This is a genomic window from Vibrio sp. ZF 223 (genome assembly GCF_003050585.1).
GTDB classification, from domain to species: domain Bacteria; phylum Pseudomonadota; class Gammaproteobacteria; order Enterobacterales; family Vibrionaceae; genus Vibrio; species Vibrio crassostreae.
This window is the reverse complement of sequence record NZ_PIGB01000005.1, coordinates 109126-131778: the sequence shown is the minus strand read 5'-3', so window position 1 is coordinate 131778 and position 22653 is coordinate 109126. Positions and strand designations below refer to the sequence as shown.

Below are 22653 nucleotides of genomic sequence, written 5' to 3'. Positions count from 1 at the left end.
TGCGTTGATTGTTGTTTTTAAAAGGTTTCTCTGTTTGGCGCGTTTCGTGCATTGTTGAAAGTAATATGGCAGTAGAAATTACTGCATCACGAATTTGACTATTAAATAGCAATTCCCAGAAGCCACACTTGGCTTGTTATCTGAAATGAGGAACGAGTTTGTTAAATATCACAGATAAAAGTGTAGAAGATGCAATTCCTGCTTATCTTCGTTTGGGGTTTAGACCTTTCTTCTTTTTAGGCAGTCTCTATGCTGTGATCGCGATTGTGGCTTGGGTCATCATGTTCCAAAACGGTCAGCCAGAAATGCTAAAAGTACCGGCGCTTTGGTGGCACGTACACGAAATGCTGTTTGGTTTCTCAATGGCGATAGTGGTCGGTTTTGTGTTAACGGCGGTACAAACGTGGACGGGTGTCAACGGAACCAAGCACTATCGGTTAGCTGCCCTTGTTGGCTTATGGATCGCACCTCGCATTCTGTTTTGGACACCTGCTCCGTTATGGTTGATCTCGTCGGTTGAGGCGTTGTTCTTAATCTTCGCCGCCTACGAAATTGGTTTTCGTGTCGTGAAGTCGAAAGGCTGGAAGAACCTGTTCTTTGTACCACTGTTTATATTGGCTATCGTGGCGAACTTTGCTAGTTACGCGACCATTAAGGGGATGCCTCCATTTCCTTCATCAGCGGTATGGCAAGCGATGTTGTGGTGGTTTACGTTGTTGCTGTCTGTAATGGGTGGGCGAGTTATTCCATTCTTCACGGCGCGTCGTTTTGATTTTGAAAAAGCTCAACCCTTAGTTTGGTTGGAATGGCTAGCGAATCTACCTTTGGTTGGTTTATTTGTGTTGAGTTTCTTCCCATTGACCTTTGCTCAAGTCGGCAATGAGTTGATGGTATTTGCAGGTGTAACCCAATTGGTACGCTTTATCCGCTGGAAGCCTTGGACAACTTTGTCTGAGCCTTTGGTGTGGTCGCTGCATGCGGCTTACCTATGTATCCCTCTAAGCTTGCTGCTACGTGGTCTGTTAGACAACCCGTTCGCGAGCCACAATATGCTGCACTTGTTTGCGATTGGTGGTCTGAGTGGGTTAATTCTTGCGATGATTACACGCGTGACGATGGGGCACACCGGTCGTGCTATCTATAAAGGGCCAAGTATGGCTTTGGCGTTCTCGGCTATTTTTATCGCGGCGCTAGTACGTAGTCTAGGTGTGACCTTTTTCCCGGCGTACTTATTTGAGATGGTCAACATCAGTGCGGGTTTATGGACGTTAGCATTTGGGCTATTTATCTGGAAGTTCGGCATGATGCTATTAACACCAAGAGTGGATGGTCACCCGGGCTAAGCTAATTGGTTATCTACCCATGCTGAAAGGGAAGCTCTGAGCTTCCCTTTTTGATCTTCATAACTCATTAAGTATTTGCAACAAGGTATTGGCGTACCTGTGTAATGAGATCTTCTTTGGCGTGAGGCGAGATGAAACTGGCTTCGATGGCATTAATACTGAATTGCGCTAATTCGTTTTTCGTCACTGGGTGAGCATTGGCGACGGCGAGGAAGTTATCATTCATATAGCCGCCGAAGTAAGCGGGATCATCGGAATTGATGGTGACGCACAGCCCTTTTCTCAACAGCTCGACGATGTTGTGCTCTTGCATGGTGTCGAAGACCTTGAGCTTAGTATTCGAGAGTGGGCAGACCGTCAGCGGTGTGCGTTTGGCTATTAGCTGCTCCATCAGCTCTTCATCTTCTATACAGCGAACGCCATGATCAATTCGGGTAATGCTTAGCAAGCTCAGAGCGTCGATAATATTTTGCGCAGGGCCTTCTTCTCCGGCGTGCGCGACGGTTAGAAAACCTTGATTGATGGCTTCTTGGAAGACATGTTTAAACTTCTCTGGCGGGTTGCCTTGTTCTGATGAATCTAGCCCAACCGCAATGATTTTGTCTTTGTAAGGTAAGACCTGTTTGAGTGTCTCGAACGCGCTGCCTTCATCGAGATGACGCAGAAAACACATGATAAGTTGGCTGCTGATCCCGAGTTCCTGTGTGGCTTGCTCTAGTGCTTGGGTAATGCCGCCTACAATCGTGTCAAAGGAGATGCCACGTTCAGTGTGGGTTTGAGGGTCGAAGAATATCTCAGTGTGAACCACATTATCTTGCTGGCACTTCAACAGATAAGCCCACGTCAGATCGTAGAAGTCTTGCTCATGAATCAGTACGTTAGCACCTTGATAGTAGATATCGAGAAAGGATTGAAGATTGTGGAACTGGTACGCCTCTCGTATTTGGTCAGGGGTCTCAAAGGGAATCGACACGTTATTACGCTTGGCGAGCTCGAACATTAGCTCTGGTTCTAATGTACCTTCTATGTGTAAGTGCAGCTCAACCTTCGGTAAATGTTTGATGAAGCTATCCATAGCAACTCCTTAGCTATTTTAATTATGGGCGGAGTAGGTGAGGCAGTAGAGTCTATAAACCTGAGCAAGCAGGTATCTCTTTCATTTATCTCTGTTTGAGCATAGTTCATTTCATTGTTGTCGATAAAACAGGGCAGAAATTGATGATGAATTGGAAGTTATGAACTAACAGAAATCAAGCGCAAACGATTTGCAGCATTGGAGTGTGATCCGCTGCAAATATTTGCAGCAATATTCATTGATTTGTGCTCTAATACCGCGCTTACCAAGGGATGGTGTTAAAAGATGCTCACTTAGATGGAGTTATCAAAGTTGACCGATCCCTTAATGATCTCCCTTAGGAAAAAATAGAACATGTCTAAGAACAAAAAATTTGATATCCGCCTTACAGAAAAACGCAACGGTTGGTGTGCAGAGATTACTCGTCAAGTAACGTCTCGCAGCACTACAGTATCTAAGCGTGAGTCTGGTTTCGAAACTGAAGCTCTAGCACAAGAGTGGGCAGAGAAAGAGCTAGCATCTTTCATCGCTAACCAAGCTGAACGTAACGAGCGTAAATCAGAGCAGCGTAAAGAGCGTGACGAACTACGTCACACTAAAGAGCTTAAAGCTGAGCAAGCACGTGAAGCGCGCGCTAAAGCTCGTGCAGAAGAGCAAGAAGACGCTGAGTAATTCAGTGCATGATTAATTTATAGATCCCTTAATTTTAAGATAAGGGATTTGTAAAAAAAGCCCCGATATAACTTTTCTCTTTCTAGTTAAAAGTATATTGGGGCTTTTTAGTTTGTGGAGTTCTGTTTTATTGTGTTTAAGAGCACGGTTTGGCTTCTCGCTTTTAACGTCGAGCTCTTAAACTTTTAAGCATTGCCTGATTAGTTATTCAGCGCAGTTAGCCAATCGTCTTCTGCTACTTCTTCAATGTAGCTTTCTACTGATTGTCCTACTTCTTCATCGTCTTGCTTAAAGTAAGCAATATGGAACACAGCATCACCTTCGTTTACCAAAGGTAGAGTTTGTTGACCAATCACGATACCGCCTTTGGTTGTGATCACTTGGCCCTCTTGGTGACCTAATGGAGAACTGATGTAAGCAAGGGTTTGTCCTGCTTCAACTTGTTCGCCAAGTCTTACCATGTTACGCAAAATACCGTCTGATTCCGCGCGGATCCAGCTGGTGGATTTACTCAACACAGGCTCTGGCAACTTTTTGCGGTTAGGGCGCAGCATGCCGATTTCTTTCATCACTTGATGCACACCAAGATAACCCGCACGAATCGCTAGATGATCAAAACGCAGCGCTTCACCACCTTCGTAAGTTAATACAGGAATCCCCAGTTTTTCTGCTTCGCTACGCAGTGAACCGTCACGCAGTGGTGAATCGATGATCACTGGTGTTGCGAATGCTTTCGCGATGCGCATTGTTTCTGGATTTGATAGGTTTGCACGAATCTGAGGCAGGTTGGTGCGGTGAATCGCGCCCGTGTGTAGATCCAAGATGTAATCACAGTGCTTTGCCACGTTCTCGAAGAAAGTGTAAGCGATACGTGATGTTAGCGATCCTTTCTCACTACCTGGGAAGCAACGGTTTAGGTCGCGACGGTCTGGTAGGTAACGAGACTTATGGATAAAGCCGAACACGTTAACGATAGGCACAACAATCAAGGTACCTTTCAGTTTTTTTGGATCGATAGCATTCGTCAGTTGTCGAGCAATCTCAACACCGTTTAGCTCATCGCCGTGGATCGCCGCATTTACCATCAGTGTTGGGCCTGCTTGGCGACCGTGAATAATTTCAATCGGGATCGAAAGTGGAGAGTGCGTGTAAAGCTGAGCCGCTTGCAGTTCAATCTCCATTCGTTGTCCTGGCTGAACAGTATAACCAAGTAATTCGAATGGTTGATTAGGTTTTAGTCTTGCCATTTAGGTTGTTCTCAACATGGTGATAATTCGTTAACACGGAATGTATCAATCGTTGATTTTTAGTACGAATCAATCGCTTTACGGTGACGACAAAAGTTTTTTATGAAGGGGCTTATGAATTGGTTTCAGTTTTTTATTTGGTTAATTGAAGGGTGTTTCAAATTGTGAATTTTCTGACAATACATTGATTTAGCGCTGATATTTGTCATTTGGTTCGTTGGTATTATCCACCGCCATTTTTTGGCGGCCAAATTCAAATATCGAGATCAAAATGAAAAAAACAATTTCAAAAGTTGTAGCACTAGCAGTGGTATCTGTTGCTTTGTCTGGCTGTGTTGGTAGCAACGCAGTAACGGGTTACCTAATGAAGTTCAACCTTAAAGCGGTTGATAACCGTTACGCACGTGGCGGTTTGAACTTACTGTTGGCACCTGCGTACGGTCTAACGGTTGCAGCGGATTACCTAGTATTCAACTCACTAGAGTTCTGGACAGGTAGCAACCCACTAACGGGTGCTCCGCACATCTTTGATACTAAGGTTGATACTTACCTTGATATTAACCATCAGCTAGATCCGTCTCTAACAGAAGCACCGGTAGGCCCAATCACTAATGTAAATATGATCGAAAAAGGTCAGATGCAGCAGATTGATGAAAATACAATCCAAATGGATATCACTTACCAATCTGGTGAGCGAGCGACACTAATCGGTGTTCGTGATGGTGAGATGGTAACGTACTTCATCGATGGCGAAGTGGTTGCACAAACTTCAATTGATGAGCTAGAGAACTACGCAGCTTCACGCGCTTAATTTTTTTGCTTATTACAAAAATTAGATACAAAAACAGGTACTCAATGAGTACCTGTTTTATTTTGTCTCGAATAAACGGCATTTACTGAAAAGTACTATTTATTGAAAAGCACGGTTCATTGAACAAACATAGCTTATCGAATTATGCTTTTTCTGGGATTGCTTCAAGCAGTGCAACCATTTGGTTCCAGAATAGCTCAACGGTGTCGATCTTCACTTTCTCATCAGGAGAGTGCGGGAACTTGATCGTTGGGCCGAAAGAAACCATATCCATATTCGGGTAAGGTTCTTTGAATAGACCACACTCAAGACCAGCATGGATAACCATGATGTTTGGCTTGTGACCGTAGATACCTTCGTACATGTCGCGGAAGATGTGCATGATTTCTGAATCTGCGTCTGGCTTCCAACCTGGGTAAGCGCCAGAAAACTCGATGCTCGCGCCTGCTAGTTCAGCAACAGAATTCAGCATGCTTTCAACTTGGCTACGGCCAGAATCGATCAAAGAGCGAATCAGGCAAAGTACAGTGATTGAGTTCTCTTCTGTTGTGATAACGCCAACGTTTAGAGATGTTTCAACAACACCTTCAATCTCGTCGCTCATACGAATCACGCCGTTTGGCGCAGCGTTTAGTGCAGCGATAAAGCGAGCTTGGTCAGCTGCTGCAAGAGCGCCCATTTCAACCGAAGCTTCTTCGTTGAAAGTAACAATGCTGTCTTCTACTTTACCTAGCTCAGTTGAAAGAAGCTCTGTGTAGTAGTTGTATAGAGAAGCCAGTTTCTCTTGGTTTGCAGCAGGTACTGCAACCGTTACGAAACCTTCACGAGGGATCGCATTACGTAGGCTACCGCCTTTGAATTCGACGATGCGTAGGTCTAGCTCTTTCGCGTGACCCGCTAGGAAGCGAGCGAGCAGTTTGTTTGCGTTTGCACGGCCTGTGTGGATATCACAACCAGAGTGACCGCCTTTAAGGCCTTTCAACGTTAGCTTGCGTGTTACGAAATCAGCAGGAATTGCATTACGTGCAACTTCAAATGTCATTGCGCCGTCGATACCGCCAGCACAACCCATGTACACTTCGCCTTCTTGCTCTGAATCGGTGTTAAGAAGGATATCGCCTTCTAACCAACCCGCTTCAAGACCGAAAGCACCAGTCATGCCTGCTTCTTCATCTACTGTTAGTAGAACTTCGATAGGGCCGTGCTGGATTTCGTTTGAAGCAAGAACCGCTAGGCAAGAAGCCATGCCCATGCCGTTATCAGCGCCAAGCGTTGTCCCTTTTGCTGTAACCCACTCACCATCGATGTATGGTTGGATTGGATCTTTAGCGAAGTCATGAACGGTGTCTTCGTTCTTTTGTGGAACCATATCGATGTGAGCTTGTAGCACCACACCTTTTTTGTTTTCCATACCCGGCGTTGCTGGCTTCTTGATGAATACGTTGCCCGTTGGGTCACGACGTACATCTAGGCCTTGCTCTGTTGCCCAAGCAATAATGTATTGAGCAAGCTCTTCTTCATGCTTTGAAGGGTGTGGGATTGAGCAAATCTTATCGAAGAACTGCCAAATAGGGGCAGGGGATAATTTACTGATCTCAGAATGGAATTCAGACACGGATGACTCCTTTTTTATTTGATAACCATATATTTAGGGTTTTTATAGGTGAAAACTTAGAACAAAAATCTAAAATATGGGTCTGTTTTGATGGCAACAGCATACCACTAGAGTGTTTTGACGAGTAGCGGTTCTAAACCTCAAATAGCTCAAATTTTGAAAGCGATCTTGTCCATCTGATCATGATTAAGCGCTTTGATGCTTATAAATGACATGGGCAAACGTTTGTTTAATTCTTTTTTGTAATTTAATTACGAAAATAAGTTTTCAAAATAACCATAAGTAGCCAAAAGTGTGATGTATAGCAAAAAATACTTGTAATCTTTTTTCTTTGGGGTATATTAATAACCAACTTCTGAGACGAAGAGTAAATGCTCAAAGGATGAGTCCGTTTTATCGCCTCCAAGGAACCGAGAAATCAAATTTGTTTTTTATTGATTTATTAAGGTGATAGTTATGAAAGGTTTACCATCTGCAATGTTCTGGCTTAACAGCTCTGTTTACACTAGCAACTTTGCATACCCTACAAGCTTTGGTTACTAATACCGTAAGCATGTAACTCGAACAGTTTTGTTCACCCCTATATATTGGAATTCTTTTACAGCCCTTTTGGTTGACAGATTCTACCGCCACTCAGTTTTGAGTGGCGTTTTTTTTGCCTGCTACTTTTCCAAACCGCTTTATCTCGTCTCTTTTCCTGCTGCTCTGCGTGGTTGTTTTTTAAACGCCAAAATATCAATTTGCGCCTTATTACTGATCCTGTTGAAAAATACACAACTCTTGTGGGTTTGAATTCAGAATTTAATGGTTAGATTCTTTATCAAAATAACAGATGGTCGAAAAAGTAACCAAGATTTTTCATTGTGCTTAATGGGCTTAATTAACTGTTTATTATGATTATTTCTTGGTGATTACTGCGTTTTTAATCGCTTTGTTTCATACGGCATTCTGATAAATATCGATTAGAGCCTTAATTCTATCTGGAATTTGTTATTTGATAACTTTATAATCCACAGCCAATCGATTACGCAACCGTTTACTTTTTACCCTTATAGGATTCGATAATGTTCGAAAAGCTATTCAAACTCAGTGAAAATGGCACCAATGTGCGCACTGAAATCATCGCAGGTCTAACAACCTTCCTAACAATGGCTTACATCATTTTTGTAAACCCAATGATTCTAGCTGATGCTGGTATGGACCATGGCGCTGTATTTGTAGCAACCTGTTTAGCGGCTGCTATTGGCTGTTTCATCATGGGCTTTGTTGCTAACTACCCAATCGCTCAAGCACCAGGTATGGGTTTGAACGCCTTCTTTACCTACGCAGTTGTTATGGGTATGGGTTATACGTGGCAAGTTGCTCTGGCAGCGGTTTTCGTATCAGGTGTAATCTTCATTTTCTTAAGTATCTTTAAGATCCGTGAATGGATTATCAACTCGATCCCTATGTCTCTGCGTGTTGGTATCTCTGCAGGTATCGGTCTTTTCCTAGCGTTTATTGCTCTTAGCAATGCAGGCATCGTTGTTTCTAACCCAGCAACTAAAGTTTCACTGGGCGACATTACTGCGATTGCTCCTATCCTTGGTTCATTAGGCTTCTTCCTTACGATTGCTCTTGTTCACCGTGGTGTGAAAGGCGCAGTAATGATTGCAATCCTAGCAATCACGGCTCTTGGTATTATTATTGGTGACGTTCAATACGGCGGCATCATGTCTACACCACCAAGCCTTGCTCCTACATTCATGCAGCTTGATTTCTCTGCTGTATTTGAAATCGGTATGATTTCAGTGGTATTCGCATTCTTGTTCGTCGATTTGTTCGATACAGCTGGTACTCTGGTTGGTGTTGCAACGAAAGCAAACCTAATCAAAGAAGACGGCAAACTACCTCGCTTGAACAAAGCACTGCTTGCTGACTCTACAGCAACATCTATTGGTGCACTGCTAGGTACATCAAATACTACTTCTTATGTTGAGAGTGTTGCGGGTGTCGCTGAAGGCGGCCGTACAGGTCTAACAGCGGTTGTTGTTGGTATCTTATTCCTACTGGCTCTTTTCTTCTCGCCACTTGCAGGTATGATTCCGGCTTACGCAACATCAGGTGCACTTTTCTATGTAGCAATTCTGATGATGTCTGGCCTAGTTGGCATTGATTGGCGTGATCTTACGGAAGCAGCACCAGTCGTGGTAACATGTCTGCTTATGCCGCTGACGTACTCTATCGCTGAGGGTATCTCACTAGGTTTCATCGCTTACGCTGCAATTAAGCTGCTAAGTGGTAAAGGTCGCGACGTTTCACCTGCTGTGTGGGTAATGTCGGCTATCTTTATTCTTAAATACATTTTCGCTTAATCGTCTAGATTTCTGCTTAATCGCTGAAGAGGCTATGTTTGAGATAGCCTCTAATAACATGACAAAATTATTAGGTTTTATACTATGAGCAACAAATTCGTTATCACTTGGGACAACATGCAGACTTACTGCCGTCAACTTGCTGAAAAGCAAATGCCAGCAGAGCAGTGGAAAGGCATCTGGGCAGTAAGCCGTGGTGGTTTGGTTCCTGGTGCAATCTTGGCTCGTGAACTAGGTATTCGTCACGTAGATACGATTTGTATTTCTAGCTACGACCACGATCACCAACGTGATATGACAGTAGTTAAAGCACCTGAAGGTGACGGCGAAGGCTTCCTAATCGTTGAAGACTTGGTTGATAGTGGTGACACTGCACGTAAGCTTCGCGAAATGTACCCTAAAGCGAAACTGATCGCTGTATGTGCAAAACCATCTGGCGCTGATTTGCTAGACGAGTACATTGTTGATATCGCTCAAGACACATGGATTGAGCAACCTTGGGATACTAGCCTAAGCTACGTTGAGCCAGTAAATCGCAAGTCAAAATAAGCGTAAACTTAGTTTTTTGAGAAATGACCCTTTATAGGGTCATTTTTTTTTATATGATTAGTGACAACCATTTCTTATTAAGTATCCCAATGTCTGAACCAGAAGAAACGAGCTCGAACCTTTCGGAAACTTTGTTTGTAAAGCACAAGCAGGCGAAAGAGACCTCAATGTTGACACAATACATGCCAAGCTCTGAAGAGTTATTGGATGAGAAGCGTGAACAGCAAAACTCATCATGGTACCGAAACCTAAGACGTCTTCAGTGGGTATGGCAAGGCGTTAATCCAATAGAGCAAGAAGCGGTATTGGCTCGCATCGCGTCATCAGATAACTCTCGTACAACCGATGAGTGGCTTGATACGGTTATGGGTTACCGAAGTGGTAATTGGGCATACGAATGGACCAAGCTGGGTATGCAACATCAGAATCGTTCTAATGAAAAGAACGGTGAAGAGATGGCTGAAGAGCTGTTTTCAGCATCGTTGTGTTTCAGTATTGCGGGTTACCCACATCTCAAGAACGACAATTTGGCAGCTCAGGCTCAAGTGTTGGCCAACGCAGCCTATTCTGAAGCGATTAAGCACACCAAGTTGATCGTCAAGCAGATTGATATTCCGTACCAAAACAAGAAGATCAAAGCGAACTTGCATCTAACTAAAACAGACAAACCACAACCAGTTGTGATTGTCAGCGCGGGTCTCGATAGCTTACAAACTGATATGTGGCGCTTGTTTAGGGATTATTTAGCACCTAAGAACATTGCTATGTTAACGGTAGACATGCCATCGATAGGGCACAGTGCGCATTGGCCTTTGACAGAAGACTCGTCTTGTCTTCACCAAGCTGTGCTGAATGAGCTACCTAACATTCCATGGGTGGATCACCACAAAGTGGGTTTATTTGGCTTCCGCTTTGGCGGCAATGCGATGGTCAGATTATCTTTCCTTGAGCAACATAAGATAAAAGCATGTATCTCTTTAGGCGCGCCAATTCACGATATCTTTGTTCATGCCGACAAACTTAAGCAGATGCCTAAGATGCATTTGGATGTGTTGGCTTCGCGTCTTGGTAAAGGGGCGGTCGATATCAATAGTCTTTCTGGGCAATTGATGGCGTGGTCACTGAAGGTGCAAGGTTTGCTGTCAAACAGTAAAACCAGTGTTCCTATCTTGGCATTGGCCTTAGAGGGTGATCCTGTATCACCACCGATGGATAATCAACTGGTTGCTATTTACAGTGATTACGGAAAAGCGAAGAAAATCAAAGCTAAGTCAATTACACAAGGTTATGAGCAATCCCTCGAATTGGCGATAAAGTGGCTTGAGGATGAATTATTTAGATGACATTTCTCCTAAATTAGTTAAGCATGAAAAGTGTACAAACTAAGTACCTGATACTCAGTAATAATTTATAAAATCCAATTGCGTAGTTTCTACGTATAACAGTCTGAGTAACGTCATTCTTAACATTGAAAATGGAGATTCAATATGTCAGAAGTGACACAACAACCTACGCATTACCGCTTGTTGAATGTTTTAAAGGCGATCGGGCCTTACTTGAGGGAACCGCAATCAGAAGAAGGTCACTATATCTTTGATTGCTTGTCTGTATGTGTGAACGATAAAAAATCACCAGAAGAACGCGAGTTTTGGGGCTGGTGGCTGGAATTAGATAAGTCGGAAGAGGGATATTCGGCGAAGTACAATATCGGTAAATACAACATCGATGGTAACTGGGATTCTTTGCCGTTACCTAAAAAGGCGGTCGCTGAGGTCTCTCGAACTCAAGAAGCCTTCCACAAAAAACTGGTTGATGAACTTCAAAGTAAGTTTGAAATCAGTATCCAATTAGACGAAGAGTCTGTCGAATTCGTCTAATTTTAAAGGTTACTCTTCTATATAAAGCAAAAAGGTGCGATTTCGCACCTTTTCTGCTTGTGAATTCCCCTTTTGATTGCTAAAACATCACCTCTTATTTGTTTTATCCATAAAAGACTTCATGACAACAAATCATCAAAGCGGGACAACAACACAGCGTAAAACTGTCGTTGTTAAACTGGGTACCAGTGTCTTAACTGGTGGAACATTGGCATTAGATCGTGCTCACATGGTTGAGCTAGTTCGTCAATGTGCAGAATTAAAAAAACAAGGCCACTCTGTGGTTATGGTTTCGTCTGGCGCAATTGCAGCAGGACGTGAGCACCTTGGTTACCCCGCACTTCCCAACTCAATGGCGAGCAAACAGTTGCTTGCGGCAGTTGGGCAAAGCCAGTTGATTCAAGTTTGGGAGTCTTTGTTTGCTATCTATGGCCTTAAGATTGGTCAGATGCTACTGACTCGTGCTGATCTCGATGATCGCGAGCGTTTTCTGAATGCACGTGACACGATCAACGCACTTGTTGAACACGATATTATTCCGGTAGTAAACGAAAACGATGCAGTAGCAACCAACGAAATTAAAGTGGGCGACAATGATAACTTGTCGGCATTAGTGGGTATTTTGTGCGGTGCTGATAAGCTTTTGCTACTAACAGACCAAAAAGGCTTGTTTACGGCTGACCCTCGTAAAGATCCAAATGCTGAGCTCATCAAAGAAGTGAAAACCATTGATGACACACTGCGTAAGATCGCAGGCGGCAGCGGTACGACGTTAGGTACTGGCGGCATGGCGACAAAACTGCAGGCTGCGGATATTGCTCGTCGCGCTGGCATCGAAGTGATTATTGCTGCGGGCAGTGCTGAAAATGTGGTGTTTGACTCACTGAGTGACAACCCACAAGGCACACGTTTCTTGCCGTTAGCCGAAGCGCTTGAAAACCGTAAACGCTGGATTTTAGCGGGTCCTGCTTCAGCTGGTGACATTGTGGTCGACGACGGTGCAGTAAACGCAGTCAACACCAAAGGCAGTAGCTTGTTGGCTAAAGGGGTTGTTCGAGTTAAAGGCGAGTTCTCTCGTGGTGAAGTTACCCAAGTCACAGACAGCAAAGGCAAAGTAGTAGCGCGTGGTATCGCTAGCTACTCAAGCCAAGACCTAGCAAAAATAGCAGGCAAGCACAGTAAAGATATTGGCGACATCCTTGGTTACGATTACGGGTCAGAAGTCATTCACCGTGACGACCTAGTCGTGATTCAAGAGTAGCTCGTGATGATAAGGCGATGAGCCGCGAGTTTAGACATCGCGAATCGCCTTTTTACATCCAAAGACAGACAGAATTTAGGGAGAGTTAAACGTGGATTTAACTAACATGGGTATCGCAGCAAAAGACGCTGCTTTCCACCTAGCGACCGCATCTACGGCGCAAAAGAATAAAGCATTGGCGATCATCGCTGATGAGCTAGAAGCAAACGCAGCAACGATTTTAGAAGCGAATGCGAAAGATATCGAACTAGGTCGCGAAGCCGGTTTAACTGATGCACTGCTTGACCGTCTACTTCTTAACGAAGAGCGCTTAACAGGCATTGCTAACGATGTTCGTAACGTGATTAGCCTGAATGACCCAGTAGGCAGCGAAATTGACAGCAAGGTACTGGAAAACGGCATGTCATTGTCTCGCCGTCGCGTACCGCTTGGTGTGGTTGGCGTTATCTATGAAGCGCGTCCGAACGTAACGATTGATATTGCGGCATTGTGTCTGAAGACTGGTAACGCAAGTATCCTACGTGGCGGTAAAGAGACGTTTTTCTCGAACATGGAACTGGTTAAAGTTATCCAGTCTGCATTAGAGAAAGCGGAACTTCCTGCGGCTTCTGTTCAGTACATCGAAAAACCGGATCGTGAACTCGTATCTCAACTGCTTAAGCTAGATGACTATGTTGACATGATCATTCCTCGTGGTGGCGCTGGCTTGCACAAGATGTGTAAAGAGAAGAGCACCATTCCAGTGATCATCGGTGGTTTCGGTATCAGCCATATCTTTGTTGATGAAAGCGCTGATCTTGAGAAGTCTGTCGATGTGGTTGAAAACTCGAAAGTTCAACGTCCATCTGCATGTAACTCATTGGATACACTGCTAGTGCATGAAGCCGTTGCTGAAGCTTTCCTTACTAAGCTGAAACAGCGTTTAGCGGGCAAGGTAACCTTGGTTGCTGATGCGAGTGCAAAATCACTGCTAACTGGCTTTGAAGACCAACGTGATGCGGTTGAAGGTGACTTTGACACTGAATGGCTAAGCTACACGTTAGGCGTAAAAGTGGTTGCTGACGTTGCAGAAGCGATTGACCACATGCGCGTACACAACGCGAGTCACTCTGATGCGATCATGACTAACAGCCTAGAAAGCTCAGAGCGCTTTATTAACTCGGTAGGTTCTGCGGCGGTATATGTAAATGCATCAACTCGCTTCACTGATGGTGCGCAGTTTGGTTTGGGCGCTGAAGTAGCAGTCTCTACCCAGAAATTACATGCTCGCGGCCCTATGGGCTTAGAAGAGCTAACAAGTTACAAATGGGTAGGTAAAGCGAACTATTTAGTTCGCGGTTAACGCTGGTCGTTAATTTTACTCCTCAGCTCATTTTTGAAATGGCGATCGAGTAGCAATAATCAATGAATCACCACACAAAAGGGCCTTAATTGGCCCTTTTTCTTTCCTAACGTTTGGCAATTCCGTTACACTGATATTCAATTATTTGGAGGTGATATGCATTGTCCTTTTTGTTCAGAGAACGACACTAAAGTAATCGATTCAAGACTGGTTGCCGATGGACATCAGGTTCGTCGTCGCCGTCAATGCCTTGCATGTAGCGAGCGTTTTACTACGTTCGAATCGGCAGAACTTGTGATGCCTAAAGTAATTAAGTCGAATGGAAACCGCGAACCATTTAACGAAGATAAAATGGTCGGTGGTGTTCAGCGCGCCCTCGAAAAACGCCCAGTGAGTGCTGATGCAATTGAACTTGCGATCAGTACGATTAAGTCACAACTCCGTGCAACTGGTGAGCGTGAAGTACCAAGCGAGATGATTGGTAACCTTGTGATGGGCCAATTGAAAGAATTGGACAAAGTGGCGTACATCCGTTTTGCCTCTGTTTACCGTAGTTTTGAAGACATCCGAGAGTTTGGCGAAGAAATCGCTAAATTAGAGGATTAACTCCTCAATCATGTCAAACTTTACTCCCCTAGATTTTCAAATGATGTCGCGTGCTATTCAGTTAGCAAAACGCGGCATTTACACTACTGCACCAAACCCGAATGTGGGCTGTGTCATCGTACAAACCGATGGTCAGATCGTCGGTGAAGGTTTTCATGCTAAAGCGGGCGAACCTCATGCCGAAGTGCATGCCATGAGAATGGCAGGCGATAAGGCCAAAGGCGCGACAGCTTATGTCACACTTGAACCTTGTTCGCATTATGGTCGAACGCCGCCTTGTGCCGAAGGTTTGATTAAGGCTCAAGTTGCAAAAGTAATTTGCGCTATGCAGGACCCAAACCCAAAAGTCGCAGGTCGTGGTATAAAAATGCTACGCGACGCGGGTATTGAGGTTGAAATTGGTTTGTTAGAGCAAGATGCTCTTGATTTGAACCCTGCATTTATCAAGCGTATGCAAACTGGCATGCCATTTGTTCAGTTGAAGATGGCGGCTAGCCTTGATGGTCAAACTGCATTGGAAAATGGCCAAAGCCAGTGGATCACATCGCCAGAAGCGCGTCGTGATGTTCAGAATTACCGAGCAAAAGCGGGCGCAGTGTTATCCACAAGCCAAACGGTGATTGAAGATAACGCCTCGTTGAATGTTCGCTGGGCAGAGTTGCCAAGCAGTATTAAAGCTCATTACGCTGAATATGAACTTCGTCAGCCAATTCGCGTGATTCTTGATCGTCAAAATCAACTGCGTCCTGAGCTCAAGTTATATCAGTCGCCAACACCAGTGTTAAGAGTGGCTGAAGCGTCTGCGGATATTGAAGTAGGAACCACAGATGCAGGTCAGCTCGATTTGCACGATCTGATGCGTCAATTACCTGCCAATCATATCGACCATATTTGGGTCGAAGCGGGCGCAACATTGGCAAAAAGCTTGATTGAAGAACAGCTGGTGGATGAGCTAATCCTCTATTTAGCACCTAAACTTATGGGCAGTGACGGACGAGGTTTGATGGGCGCATTAGGGCTCACTTCAATGTCTGACGTTATTGACCTAGAAATTAAAGATGTTCGACAGGTTGGTGTGGATATTCGCATTGTGGCGAAACCAATTGTGGCTAAACCAATAGCAGCGAAACCACTCTCGAAATAGTTACTCCAACTGCATACGTGTCGTTGACAACAAAAAGAGTTTTAAAATGTTTACAGGAATTGTAGAAGCCGTAGGTACATTGAGTGCAATCACTCCCCGCGGAGAAGACATCACCGTAACGGTCAACGTTGGCAAGCTTGATATGGCTGACGTTCAGTTAGGCGACAGTATCGCAACCAATGGTGTGTGTTTGACAGTCGTTGAATTCAACGACCACAGCTACAGTGCAGACCTTTCGCTTGAGACCCTGAAAAAAACGGGTTTTGTCGATTACCAAGCGGGCGATAAAGTTAACCTTGAGAAAGCAATGTTACCAACCACGCGTTTCGGTGGACACATTGTGTCTGGTCACGTTGATGGCGTGGGTGAGATTGTTGAACGCAACCAAGTTGGCCGTGCAATTGAGTTTTGGGTAGAAATGCCAGCAGAGATCTCAAAATACGTCGCTCAAAAAGGCTCAATAACGGTCGATGGCATCAGTCTGACTGTGAACGATTTACGCAAGAACGCATTCAAGCTGACTATCGTTCCTCACACCTCTTCAGAAACCACCATCGACCAATTTAATGTAGGTCGTAAAGTCAATTTAGAAGTCGATGTATTAGCGCGTTACATGGAGCGTTTACTGCAAGGTCAGCAACAAGAATCTGAGCCTGAATCTCGATTAACGATGGAATTCTTACAGCAGAATGGTTTTGCCTAACTTTTGATACAAAGTAATTAAGCGAGACTTTGTAAAGCGAAGCAATATCATCAGGTTTAAATAGTGTCGGTTCTAGGAAGCAGAACCATTTCAAAGGATATAGAACAATGCCAATTAGTACTCCTCAAGAAATTATTGAAGACATTCGCCTAGGAAAAATGGTTATCCTGATGGATGATGAAGATCGCGAGAATGAAGGCGATCTGATCATGGCAGCAGAACATGTTACGCCAGAAGCAATTAACTTCATGGCAATGTACGGCCGCGGTTTGATCTGTCTAACGCTGACTAAAGAGCGTTCAAACCGTATGGGCTTAGCACCTATGGTTCAAGACAACAATGCACAGTACACCACTAACTTTACGGTTTCGATTGAAGCGGCAGAGGGTGTAACAACCGGTATTTCAGCATCCGATCGTGCAGTGACGGTTCAAGCTGCAGTAGCGAAAGACGCAAAAGCGGCTGACTTAGTTCAACCTGGTCATATCTTCCCACTGACAGCTCAAGAAGGCGGCGTATTAACGCGCGCTGGCCACACTGAAGCGGGTTGCGATTTAGCTCGATTAGCAGGCTGTGAACCAGCATCGGTTATCGTTGAGATCCTAAATGACGACGGCACCATGGCACGTCGCCCTGATCTTGAAGTCTTCGCTGAAAAACACGATATCAAATTAGGCACCATTGCTGACTTGATTGAATACCGCAACAACACAGAAACGACGATTGAACGTGTAGCACAATGTCATTTGCCAACAGAGTTTGGTGATTTTGAGCTTGTGACTTACCGTGACACGATTGATAACCAGATCCACTACGCGATGCAAAAGGGTGATTTGTCTGTAGGCGCTCCTTTAGTGCGTGTTCACCTGCATGATACATTTACCGATCTGCTTCACTCAGACCGCGGTACCGAGCGCAGCTGGTCGTTAGATAAAGCGATGAAGCGCATTGGTGATGAAGGCGGCGTGTTGGTTATTCTTGGCAACGAAGAGTCGTCTGATTCTTTGATCCACAAAGTGAAGACATTCGAAGCGCAAGATAAGAACGAGCAGCCAACCATGGCTAAGAAGCAAGGTACTTCTCGTCGTGTTGGTGTCGGTTCTCAGATTCTTCAAGATCTAGGCGTGCACGATATGCGTCTGCTTTCTTCGAGCACTAAGCGTTACCACGCATTGGGTGGTTTTGGTCTTAACGTTGTTGAGTACGTTTGCGAATAAATCCTATGTCAACGAGCAGACGTTTCTCCGTTTGTAGCGACATAATTTACCGTTGATTTCAGTGGCTCTTTTGGTGATAAATCTTGCTAAAAGAGCAAAGTAGCCAAGTTCGACTCAAAACGTGTTCAATACATAAACTTGGCTACTCTCTGTTCCCATATGCTTGGGATTAGCGCTGCATTATCATCTTTACATTGCCGGTGTCTGTTCTTCTAAATTACCATTAGATATTGCTCACAGTTTTGTGCTAGAATCCGGCGATTCTCACTTGATGAAAATAGTTAAAGGAAGGCTTATGAAAGTGATCGAGGGTGGCTTCCCAGCGCCAAATGCAAAAATTGCTATCGTTATTGCTCGTTTCAACAGTTTTATTAACGAAAGTTTACTTTCTGGTGCAATCGATACTTTAAAGCGTCATGGACAAGTAAGCGAAGACAACATCACTGTTGTTCGTTGCCCTGGTGCAGTTGAACTTCCACTTGTAGCGCAGCGCGTTGCAAAAACAGGCAAGTTCGATGCGATTGTATCTCTTGGTACAGTAATTCGTGGCGGTACACCTCACTTTGACTATGTTTGTAGTGAATGTAATAAAGGTTTGGCACAAGTGTCTCTGGAATACTCTCTTCCAGTAGCGTTTGGTGTTCTTACTGTTGATACGATCGATCAAGCTATTGAACGCGCAGGAACCAAGGCTGGTAATAAGGGTGCAGAAGCAGCACTTAGCGCACTTGAGATGATCAACGTTCTTTCTGAAATCGATTCCTAATGGGGGCCAGTGTGAAACCAGCCGCACGTCGTAACGCACGTCAATTTGCTCTACAAGCAATTTATTCTTGGCAAATTACTAAAGAAAATATTGCTACCGTTGAAGAACAGTTCTTATCTGGTGGTAAGTATGATGAAGAAGAGCATCATGCTGCAGAACCTGCACTTGCTATGCCAGAAACAGACGTTGCATACTTCCGCGACCTGCTAACTGGTGTTGCTCTTAGCCACATGGAACTTGATAGCAAGCTTCGTCCATTCGTATCTCGCCCTATGCAAGATCTGGATCTGATGGAACTAGCGCTTCTACGTTTAGCTATGTACGAGATGACTCGTCGCGAAGATGTACCATACAAAGTGGTTATCAACGAGGCTATCGAGCTTGCGAAAGTATTCGCAGCAGAAGACAGCCATAAGTTTGTTAACGGTGTGCTTGATAAAGCTGCACCGCACGTTCGTAAGAAATAAGACGTTCGTATATTGAATCTAAAGGTCAGCTATCATGCTGGCCTTTTTTGTAACTAAATTTCTGTAATATCAATAATTACGGTGATTTGTATGAAGACTAAGGATAGGGCATGTGATGTCTGGCGAATTTAACCTGATTGAAAAATATTTTGTAAATCGACAACCACAACGTAAAGATGTACATCTGGCTGCGGGTGATGATTGTGCTTTGGTCAAAGCGCCAAGCAATGTTGAGATAGCGATCAGTACGGACACCTTAGTGGCTGGTACCCATTTCTTGGCTGAGGCTAATCCTGCATGGGTGGCACATAAAGCCTTGGCGTCTAACATTAGTGACCTGGCTGCTATGGGGGCGACGCCTGCTTGGGTTTCATTTGCGTTAACCATGCCTGAAGTGGATGAGGCATGGCTTGCTCCTTTCTGTGACTCCTTTTTTAAACTCGCAGACTACTTTGGTATCCAGTTAATTGGTGGTGACACAACTAAAGGACCACTAAGCCTGACATTGACTGTACAGGGCTTTGTTCCTGAAGGACGAGCACTGCGTAGAGATGGCGCTAAAGTGGGTGACTGGATTTACGTAACGGGTAACCTAGGTGACAGTAAAGCTGGCCTCGAAGTGCTACTTAACCCTGAACAGAACAAAGCTAAGCCTTATGCACTTGAGCTTGAAGAGAGACACTACATCAGCTCTCCACGAGTGCTCGCGGGCCAGGCGCTCGTTAATCTTGCTTCGTCTGCTATTGATATCTCTGACGGCGTGATTGCTGACCTAAAGCATATCCTGAAGCGTTCAGAGGTTGGTGCAAGCATTGATGTGAGTTGCCTTCCTATCTCTCCAGAGCTACGCCAGTTTGCTTCTGATGTCGCTTCGGCTCAACAGTATGCGCTCACCAGTGGTGAAGAGTACGAACTGTGCTTTACTGTGCCGGAAGAGAATAAAGGGTCATTGGAAAGTGCTTTGTCACACACTGGCACAAAAGTCACCTGCATTGGCCAGATAAGACCTGTAGAATATTTTGAATTACACAATAATGGTGAACCACTGAGTTGGAACTTAACTGGTTACGATCACTTTAAGGTTAATTGATGACAAATCCACTTTCTCTTATTTCTCTTAAAAACCCTTGGCATTTCTTAGCAACGGGTTTTGGTAGTGGCTTATCGCCTATTATTCCCGGCACCATGGGTACGCTCGCGTCTATTCCATTGTACTTATTGTTGGTTCAGCTACCGTTCCCTGCTTACGTTGCTGTGGTGGTTGTAAGCTGCATTATTGGTATTAAGATCTGCCAAGTAACGTCTGATGATATGGGCGTGCATGACCACGGTTCTATCGTTTGGGATGAGTTTGCGGGCTTTTGGATCACCATGAGCTTGGTGCCGATGCTGAATATCCCTGCTGATGACTGGAAATGGCTTCTGACTGGTTTTGTGCTTTTCCGCTTCTTTGACATGGTAAAACCATGGCCGATTGGTTGGTTAGATGCGCGAGTTCATGGTGGTTTGGGTATCATGATTGACGATATTGTGGCGGGTATTATGGCGTCGATTTCGTTGTATGCCGTAGCGCATTTCGCAGGTTGGTTAGTGTGAGTTAGCTGAAGGCTTAGTTGGTGGTACACCAAACTAATTAACGGATACTAAAAAGGTTGACCCTAGGGCCAACCTTTTTTGTTTTGTCGTTTATGCCGCTTGCTTGTGAAAGTTATTTAGCAAGGTAGTCAGAAATAGACTTCTCAATACCTTTCGCGTCTAAGCCTAGCTCTTCATGTAGCTCGCCTTGAGTGCCTTGAGCAATGAACTTGTCAGGTAGGCCAAGGTTCAATACTGGCATCAGTAGTTTCTCTTGCATCAAGAATTCAATCACACCCGCACCCGCACCACCTGCGATTGCGTTTTCCTCGATAGTAACCAGTACATCGTGGTCAGCAGCAAGTTGCTTGATCAGAGCTTCGTCTAGCGGTTTCACAAAACGCATGTCTGCAACGGTCGCATCGATAGCGTCAGCGGTTTGAAGTGCGCTCTCAAGGAAAGTGCCGAAGCTTAGGATAGCGACTTTCGAGCCATCTTTTGCTTTCGCACTTTCACGAACGATACGACCCTTACCAATCTCAAGCGCAGTAAACTCACTTTGGATCTCAGTGCCCATGCCATTACCTCGAGGGTAACGAACGGCACTTGGACCTGTGTGTTGGTGGCCAGTGTATAGCATTTGGCGACATTCGTTTTCGTCACTTGGTGCCATGATCACCATGTTTGGAATACAACGCATAAAGCTTAAGTCGAACGCACCTTGGTGTGTTTGACCATCGGCACCGACAAGACCTGCACGGTCAATCGCGAACATGACCGGTAGATCCATGATCGCTACATCGTGGATCAACTGATCGTAGCCACGTTGTAGGAAAGTCGAGTAGATAGCCACAATCGGTTTATCACCCGCAATCGCCATACCGGTTGCTAGCGTCACAGCGTGCTGCTCAGCAATAGCAACGTCGAAGTATTGTTCTGGATATTCTTTAGAGAAACGTACCATGCCAGAGCCTTCACGCATTGCAGGCGTGATCGCCATCAGCTTAGGATCTTGCGCGGCCATATCACACAGGAAGTCGCCAAAAATCTTAGAGAAAGTTGGTTTAGAGCTGGTGCTCTTAGGCAGACTTGAGTGTGCTGGATCGAATTTCGGTACGCCGTGGTAACCGATTGGATCTTTCTCTGCTGGCTCGTAACCTTTGCCTTTCTTAGTCATGATATGCAGGAACTGAGGGCCTTTAAGGTCTCTCATGTTCTTCAGCGTTTTAATCAGCTCATTCACATCGTGCCCATCAATTGGACCAATGTAATTAAAGCCTAACTCTTCAAACATGGTGCCAGGAACAACCATGCCTTTTAGGTGTTCTTCTGTACGACGAACCAGCTCTTTAATCGGCGGAACGCCAGATAGCACTTTCTTGCCGCCCTCACGAATAGACGTGTAAAGACTGCCAGAAAGAACTTGAGCTAGGTGGTTGTTCAGAGCACCTACGTTTTCAGAGATCGACATCTCGTTATCGTTAAGGATAACCAGCATGTCATTGTGAATATCGCCCGCGTGGTTCATAGCTTCGAATGCCATACCCGCAGTAATCGCGCCGTCACCAATCACACTCACGACTTTACGATTCTTGCCTTCTTTCTTTGCACTGATAGCCATACCAAGTGCAGCACTGATCGAAGTTGAAGAGTGACCAACCGAAAGGGTGTCGTATACGCTCTCTTGACGCCATGGGAATGGGTGTAGCCCATCTTTTTGACGGATAGTCGACAAGCGGTCGCGACGACCAGTAAGAATTTTATGCGGGTATGCTTGGTGGCCAACATCCCAAACCAACTGGTCAAAAGGTGTGTTGTACACGTAGTGCAGAGCAACGGTTAGCTCTACTGTACCTAAGCCTGACGCTAAGTGACCACTTGATTGGCTCACCGAGTTAAGAAGATAGGTACGTAATTCATCACAAAGCTGTGTAAGCGTCTCTTTCGGGAGGAGACGCAAATCCTCTGGCTTATCAGCTAAAGCAAGAGTAGGGTACTTTGATATATCAAGAGTCATAGGTAATGCGCG

21 protein-coding genes are annotated in these 22653 nt (G+C 44.8%); 17 read left to right on the top strand and 4 right to left on the bottom strand.

The genetic code is table 11. From position 1 onward, the window contains the following. Positions 1–158: 158 nt before the first annotated feature. Positions 159–1343, top strand: coding sequence for an NnrS family protein (locus CWO13_RS12205; protein WP_017063328.1), 1185 nt, complete (start codon positions 159–161; stop codon positions 1341–1343). 67 nt (positions 1344–1410) lie between these two features. Here CWO13_RS12205 and CWO13_RS12200 read toward each other — a convergent pair whose 3' ends face one another. Beyond that, positions 1411–2418: an adenosine deaminase gene (locus CWO13_RS12200; protein WP_048658112.1), complete on the bottom strand. Its 1008-nt coding sequence runs from the start codon at positions 2416–2418 to the stop codon at positions 1411–1413. 354 nt (positions 2419–2772) lie between these two features. Here CWO13_RS12200 and CWO13_RS12195 point away from each other — a divergent pair, with 354 nt between their 5' ends. Continuing rightward, entirely contained in the window at positions 2773–3090 is a 318-nt protein-coding gene (locus tag CWO13_RS12195) for a DUF3622 domain-containing protein (RefSeq protein WP_017056240.1), read from the top strand. A 200-nt stretch (positions 3091–3290) separates the two neighbouring features. On the opposite strand, the gene CWO13_RS12190 is transcribed toward CWO13_RS12195, so the two are convergent. Beyond that, positions 3291–4337 (bottom strand): succinylglutamate desuccinylase/aspartoacylase family protein, encoded by a 1047-nt coding sequence (locus CWO13_RS12190; protein WP_048658111.1) that lies wholly within the window; start codon positions 4335–4337, stop codon positions 3291–3293. 271 nt (positions 4338–4608) lie between these two features. Between CWO13_RS12190 and CWO13_RS12185 the strand changes: the two genes are divergently transcribed. Beyond that, complete coding sequence (locus CWO13_RS12185) at positions 4609–5148, top strand: DUF3332 family protein (RefSeq protein WP_048664552.1); 540 nt, start codon at positions 4609–4611, stop codon at positions 5146–5148. Positions 5149–5290: 142 nt separating this feature from the next. Here CWO13_RS12185 and CWO13_RS12180 read toward each other — a convergent pair whose 3' ends face one another. Further along, a complete protein-coding gene (locus CWO13_RS12180; protein WP_107898686.1) occupies positions 5291–6763 on the bottom strand; it encodes an aminoacyl-histidine dipeptidase in 1473 nt (490 codons plus the stop codon). Positions 6764–7827: 1064 nt separating this feature from the next. Between CWO13_RS12180 and CWO13_RS12175 the strand changes: the two genes are divergently transcribed. The 14 genes from CWO13_RS12175 (at position 7828) to pgpA (ending at position 20645) form a co-directional block, all read left to right on the top strand. Further along, positions 7828–9117 carry an NCS2 family permease gene (locus tag CWO13_RS12175; protein ID WP_017633422.1) on the top strand — a complete coding sequence of 430 codons (1290 nt, stop codon included), beginning with the start codon at positions 7828–7830 and terminating at the stop codon, positions 9115–9117. Positions 9118–9201: 84 nt separating this feature from the next. Further along, entirely contained in the window at positions 9202–9666 is a 465-nt protein-coding gene (gene tet(34) / locus CWO13_RS12170; protein WP_009847475.1) for an oxytetracycline resistance phosphoribosyltransferase domain-containing protein Tet(34), read from the top strand. A gap of 89 nt (positions 9667–9755) precedes the next feature. Next, entirely contained in the window at positions 9756–11009 is a 1254-nt protein-coding gene (gene frsA, locus CWO13_RS12165) for an esterase FrsA (RefSeq protein WP_102432647.1), read from the top strand. Positions 11010–11153: 144 nt separating this feature from the next. Next, complete coding sequence (gene crl, locus CWO13_RS12160) at positions 11154–11543, top strand: sigma factor-binding protein Crl (RefSeq protein WP_017060787.1); 390 nt, start codon at positions 11154–11156, stop codon at positions 11541–11543. A gap of 76 nt (positions 11544–11619) precedes the next feature. Then, positions 11620–12804 carry a glutamate 5-kinase gene (gene proB / locus CWO13_RS12155; protein ID WP_170960819.1) on the top strand — a complete coding sequence of 395 codons (1185 nt, stop codon included), beginning with the start codon at positions 11620–11622 and terminating at the stop codon, positions 12802–12804. Between the two features lie 91 nt (positions 12805–12895). Further along, complete coding sequence (locus CWO13_RS12150) at positions 12896–14146, top strand: glutamate-5-semialdehyde dehydrogenase (RefSeq protein WP_108083022.1); 1251 nt, start codon at positions 12896–12898, stop codon at positions 14144–14146. Between the two features lie 156 nt (positions 14147–14302). Next, positions 14303–14752: a transcriptional regulator NrdR gene (gene nrdR, locus CWO13_RS12145; RefSeq protein WP_004734394.1), complete on the top strand. Its 450-nt coding sequence runs from the start codon at positions 14303–14305 to the stop codon at positions 14750–14752. A gap of 40 nt (positions 14753–14792) precedes the next feature. Beyond that, a complete protein-coding gene (gene ribD / locus CWO13_RS12140) occupies positions 14793–15896 on the top strand; it encodes a bifunctional diaminohydroxyphosphoribosylaminopyrimidine deaminase/5-amino-6-(5-phosphoribosylamino)uracil reductase RibD (RefSeq protein WP_108083021.1) in 1104 nt (367 codons plus the stop codon). A gap of 46 nt (positions 15897–15942) precedes the next feature. Continuing rightward, complete coding sequence (locus CWO13_RS12135; protein WP_048658105.1) at positions 15943–16599, top strand: riboflavin synthase; 657 nt, start codon at positions 15943–15945, stop codon at positions 16597–16599. Positions 16600–16706: 107 nt separating this feature from the next. After that, positions 16707–17816 (top strand): bifunctional 3,4-dihydroxy-2-butanone-4-phosphate synthase/GTP cyclohydrolase II, encoded by a 1110-nt coding sequence (gene ribBA, locus CWO13_RS12130; RefSeq protein WP_004734397.1) that lies wholly within the window; start codon positions 16707–16709, stop codon positions 17814–17816. A gap of 295 nt (positions 17817–18111) precedes the next feature. Beyond that, positions 18112–18582 carry a 6,7-dimethyl-8-ribityllumazine synthase gene (gene ribH / locus CWO13_RS12125; RefSeq protein ID WP_004741508.1) on the top strand — a complete coding sequence of 157 codons (471 nt, stop codon included), beginning with the start codon at positions 18112–18114 and terminating at the stop codon, positions 18580–18582. After that, the gene (gene nusB, locus CWO13_RS12120) at positions 18582–19049 is read left to right on the top strand and encodes a transcription antitermination factor NusB (RefSeq protein ID WP_004734399.1); all 468 of its coding nucleotides are present in this window, start codon (positions 18582–18584) and stop codon (positions 19047–19049) included. Before ribH ends, nusB begins: the two co-directional genes overlap by 1 nt. Before the next feature lie 115 nt (positions 19050–19164). Continuing rightward, positions 19165–20139 carry a thiamine-phosphate kinase gene (gene thiL / locus CWO13_RS12115; protein ID WP_055319579.1) on the top strand — a complete coding sequence of 325 codons (975 nt, stop codon included), beginning with the start codon at positions 19165–19167 and terminating at the stop codon, positions 20137–20139. After that, positions 20139–20645: a phosphatidylglycerophosphatase A gene (gene pgpA, locus CWO13_RS12110; RefSeq protein ID WP_055319564.1), complete on the top strand. Its 507-nt coding sequence runs from the start codon at positions 20139–20141 to the stop codon at positions 20643–20645. Before thiL ends, pgpA begins: the two co-directional genes overlap by 1 nt. A gap of 112 nt (positions 20646–20757) precedes the next feature. On the opposite strand, the gene dxs is transcribed toward pgpA, so the two are convergent. Further along, the gene (gene dxs / locus CWO13_RS12105; RefSeq protein WP_108083020.1) at positions 20758–22641 is read right to left on the bottom strand and encodes a 1-deoxy-D-xylulose-5-phosphate synthase; all 1884 of its coding nucleotides are present in this window, start codon (positions 22639–22641) and stop codon (positions 20758–20760) included. Positions 22642–22653: the final 12 nt, after the last annotated feature.

Bases quoted from the DNA above. Each gene is read 5' to 3' on its own strand.
- CWO13_RS12200 (WP_048658112.1), bottom strand. From the start codon at position 2,418: ATGGATAGCTTCATCAAACATTTACCGAAGGTTGAGCTGCACTTACAC.
- CWO13_RS12195 (WP_017056240.1), top strand. From the start codon at position 2,773: ATGTCTAAGAACAAAAAATTTGATATCCGCCTTACAGAAAAACGCAAC.
- CWO13_RS12190 (WP_048658111.1), bottom strand. From the start codon at position 4,337: ATGGCAAGACTAAAACCTAATCAACCATTCGAATTACTTGGTTATACT.
- CWO13_RS12185 (WP_048664552.1), top strand. From the start codon at position 4,609: ATGAAAAAAACAATTTCAAAAGTTGTAGCACTAGCAGTGGTATCTGTT.
- CWO13_RS12175 (WP_017633422.1), top strand. From the start codon at position 7,828: ATGTTCGAAAAGCTATTCAAACTCAGTGAAAATGGCACCAATGTGCGC.
- frsA (WP_102432647.1), top strand. From the start codon at position 9,756: ATGTCTGAACCAGAAGAAACGAGCTCGAACCTTTCGGAAACTTTGTTT.
- crl (WP_017060787.1), top strand. From the start codon at position 11,154: ATGTCAGAAGTGACACAACAACCTACGCATTACCGCTTGTTGAATGTT.
- nrdR (WP_004734394.1), top strand. From the start codon at position 14,303: ATGCATTGTCCTTTTTGTTCAGAGAACGACACTAAAGTAATCGATTCA.
- ribD (WP_108083021.1), top strand. From the start codon at position 14,793: ATGATGTCGCGTGCTATTCAGTTAGCAAAACGCGGCATTTACACTACT.
- CWO13_RS12135 (WP_048658105.1), top strand. From the start codon at position 15,943: ATGTTTACAGGAATTGTAGAAGCCGTAGGTACATTGAGTGCAATCACT.
- ribBA (WP_004734397.1), top strand. From the start codon at position 16,707: ATGCCAATTAGTACTCCTCAAGAAATTATTGAAGACATTCGCCTAGGA.
- ribH (WP_004741508.1), top strand. From the start codon at position 18,112: ATGAAAGTGATCGAGGGTGGCTTCCCAGCGCCAAATGCAAAAATTGCT.
- nusB (WP_004734399.1), top strand. From the start codon at position 18,582: ATGGGGGCCAGTGTGAAACCAGCCGCACGTCGTAACGCACGTCAATTT.
- thiL (WP_055319579.1), top strand. From the start codon at position 19,165: ATGTCTGGCGAATTTAACCTGATTGAAAAATATTTTGTAAATCGACAA.
- pgpA (WP_055319564.1), top strand. From the start codon at position 20,139: ATGACAAATCCACTTTCTCTTATTTCTCTTAAAAACCCTTGGCATTTC.
- dxs (WP_108083020.1), bottom strand. From the start codon at position 22,641: ATGACTCTTGATATATCAAAGTACCCTACTCTTGCTTTAGCTGATAAG.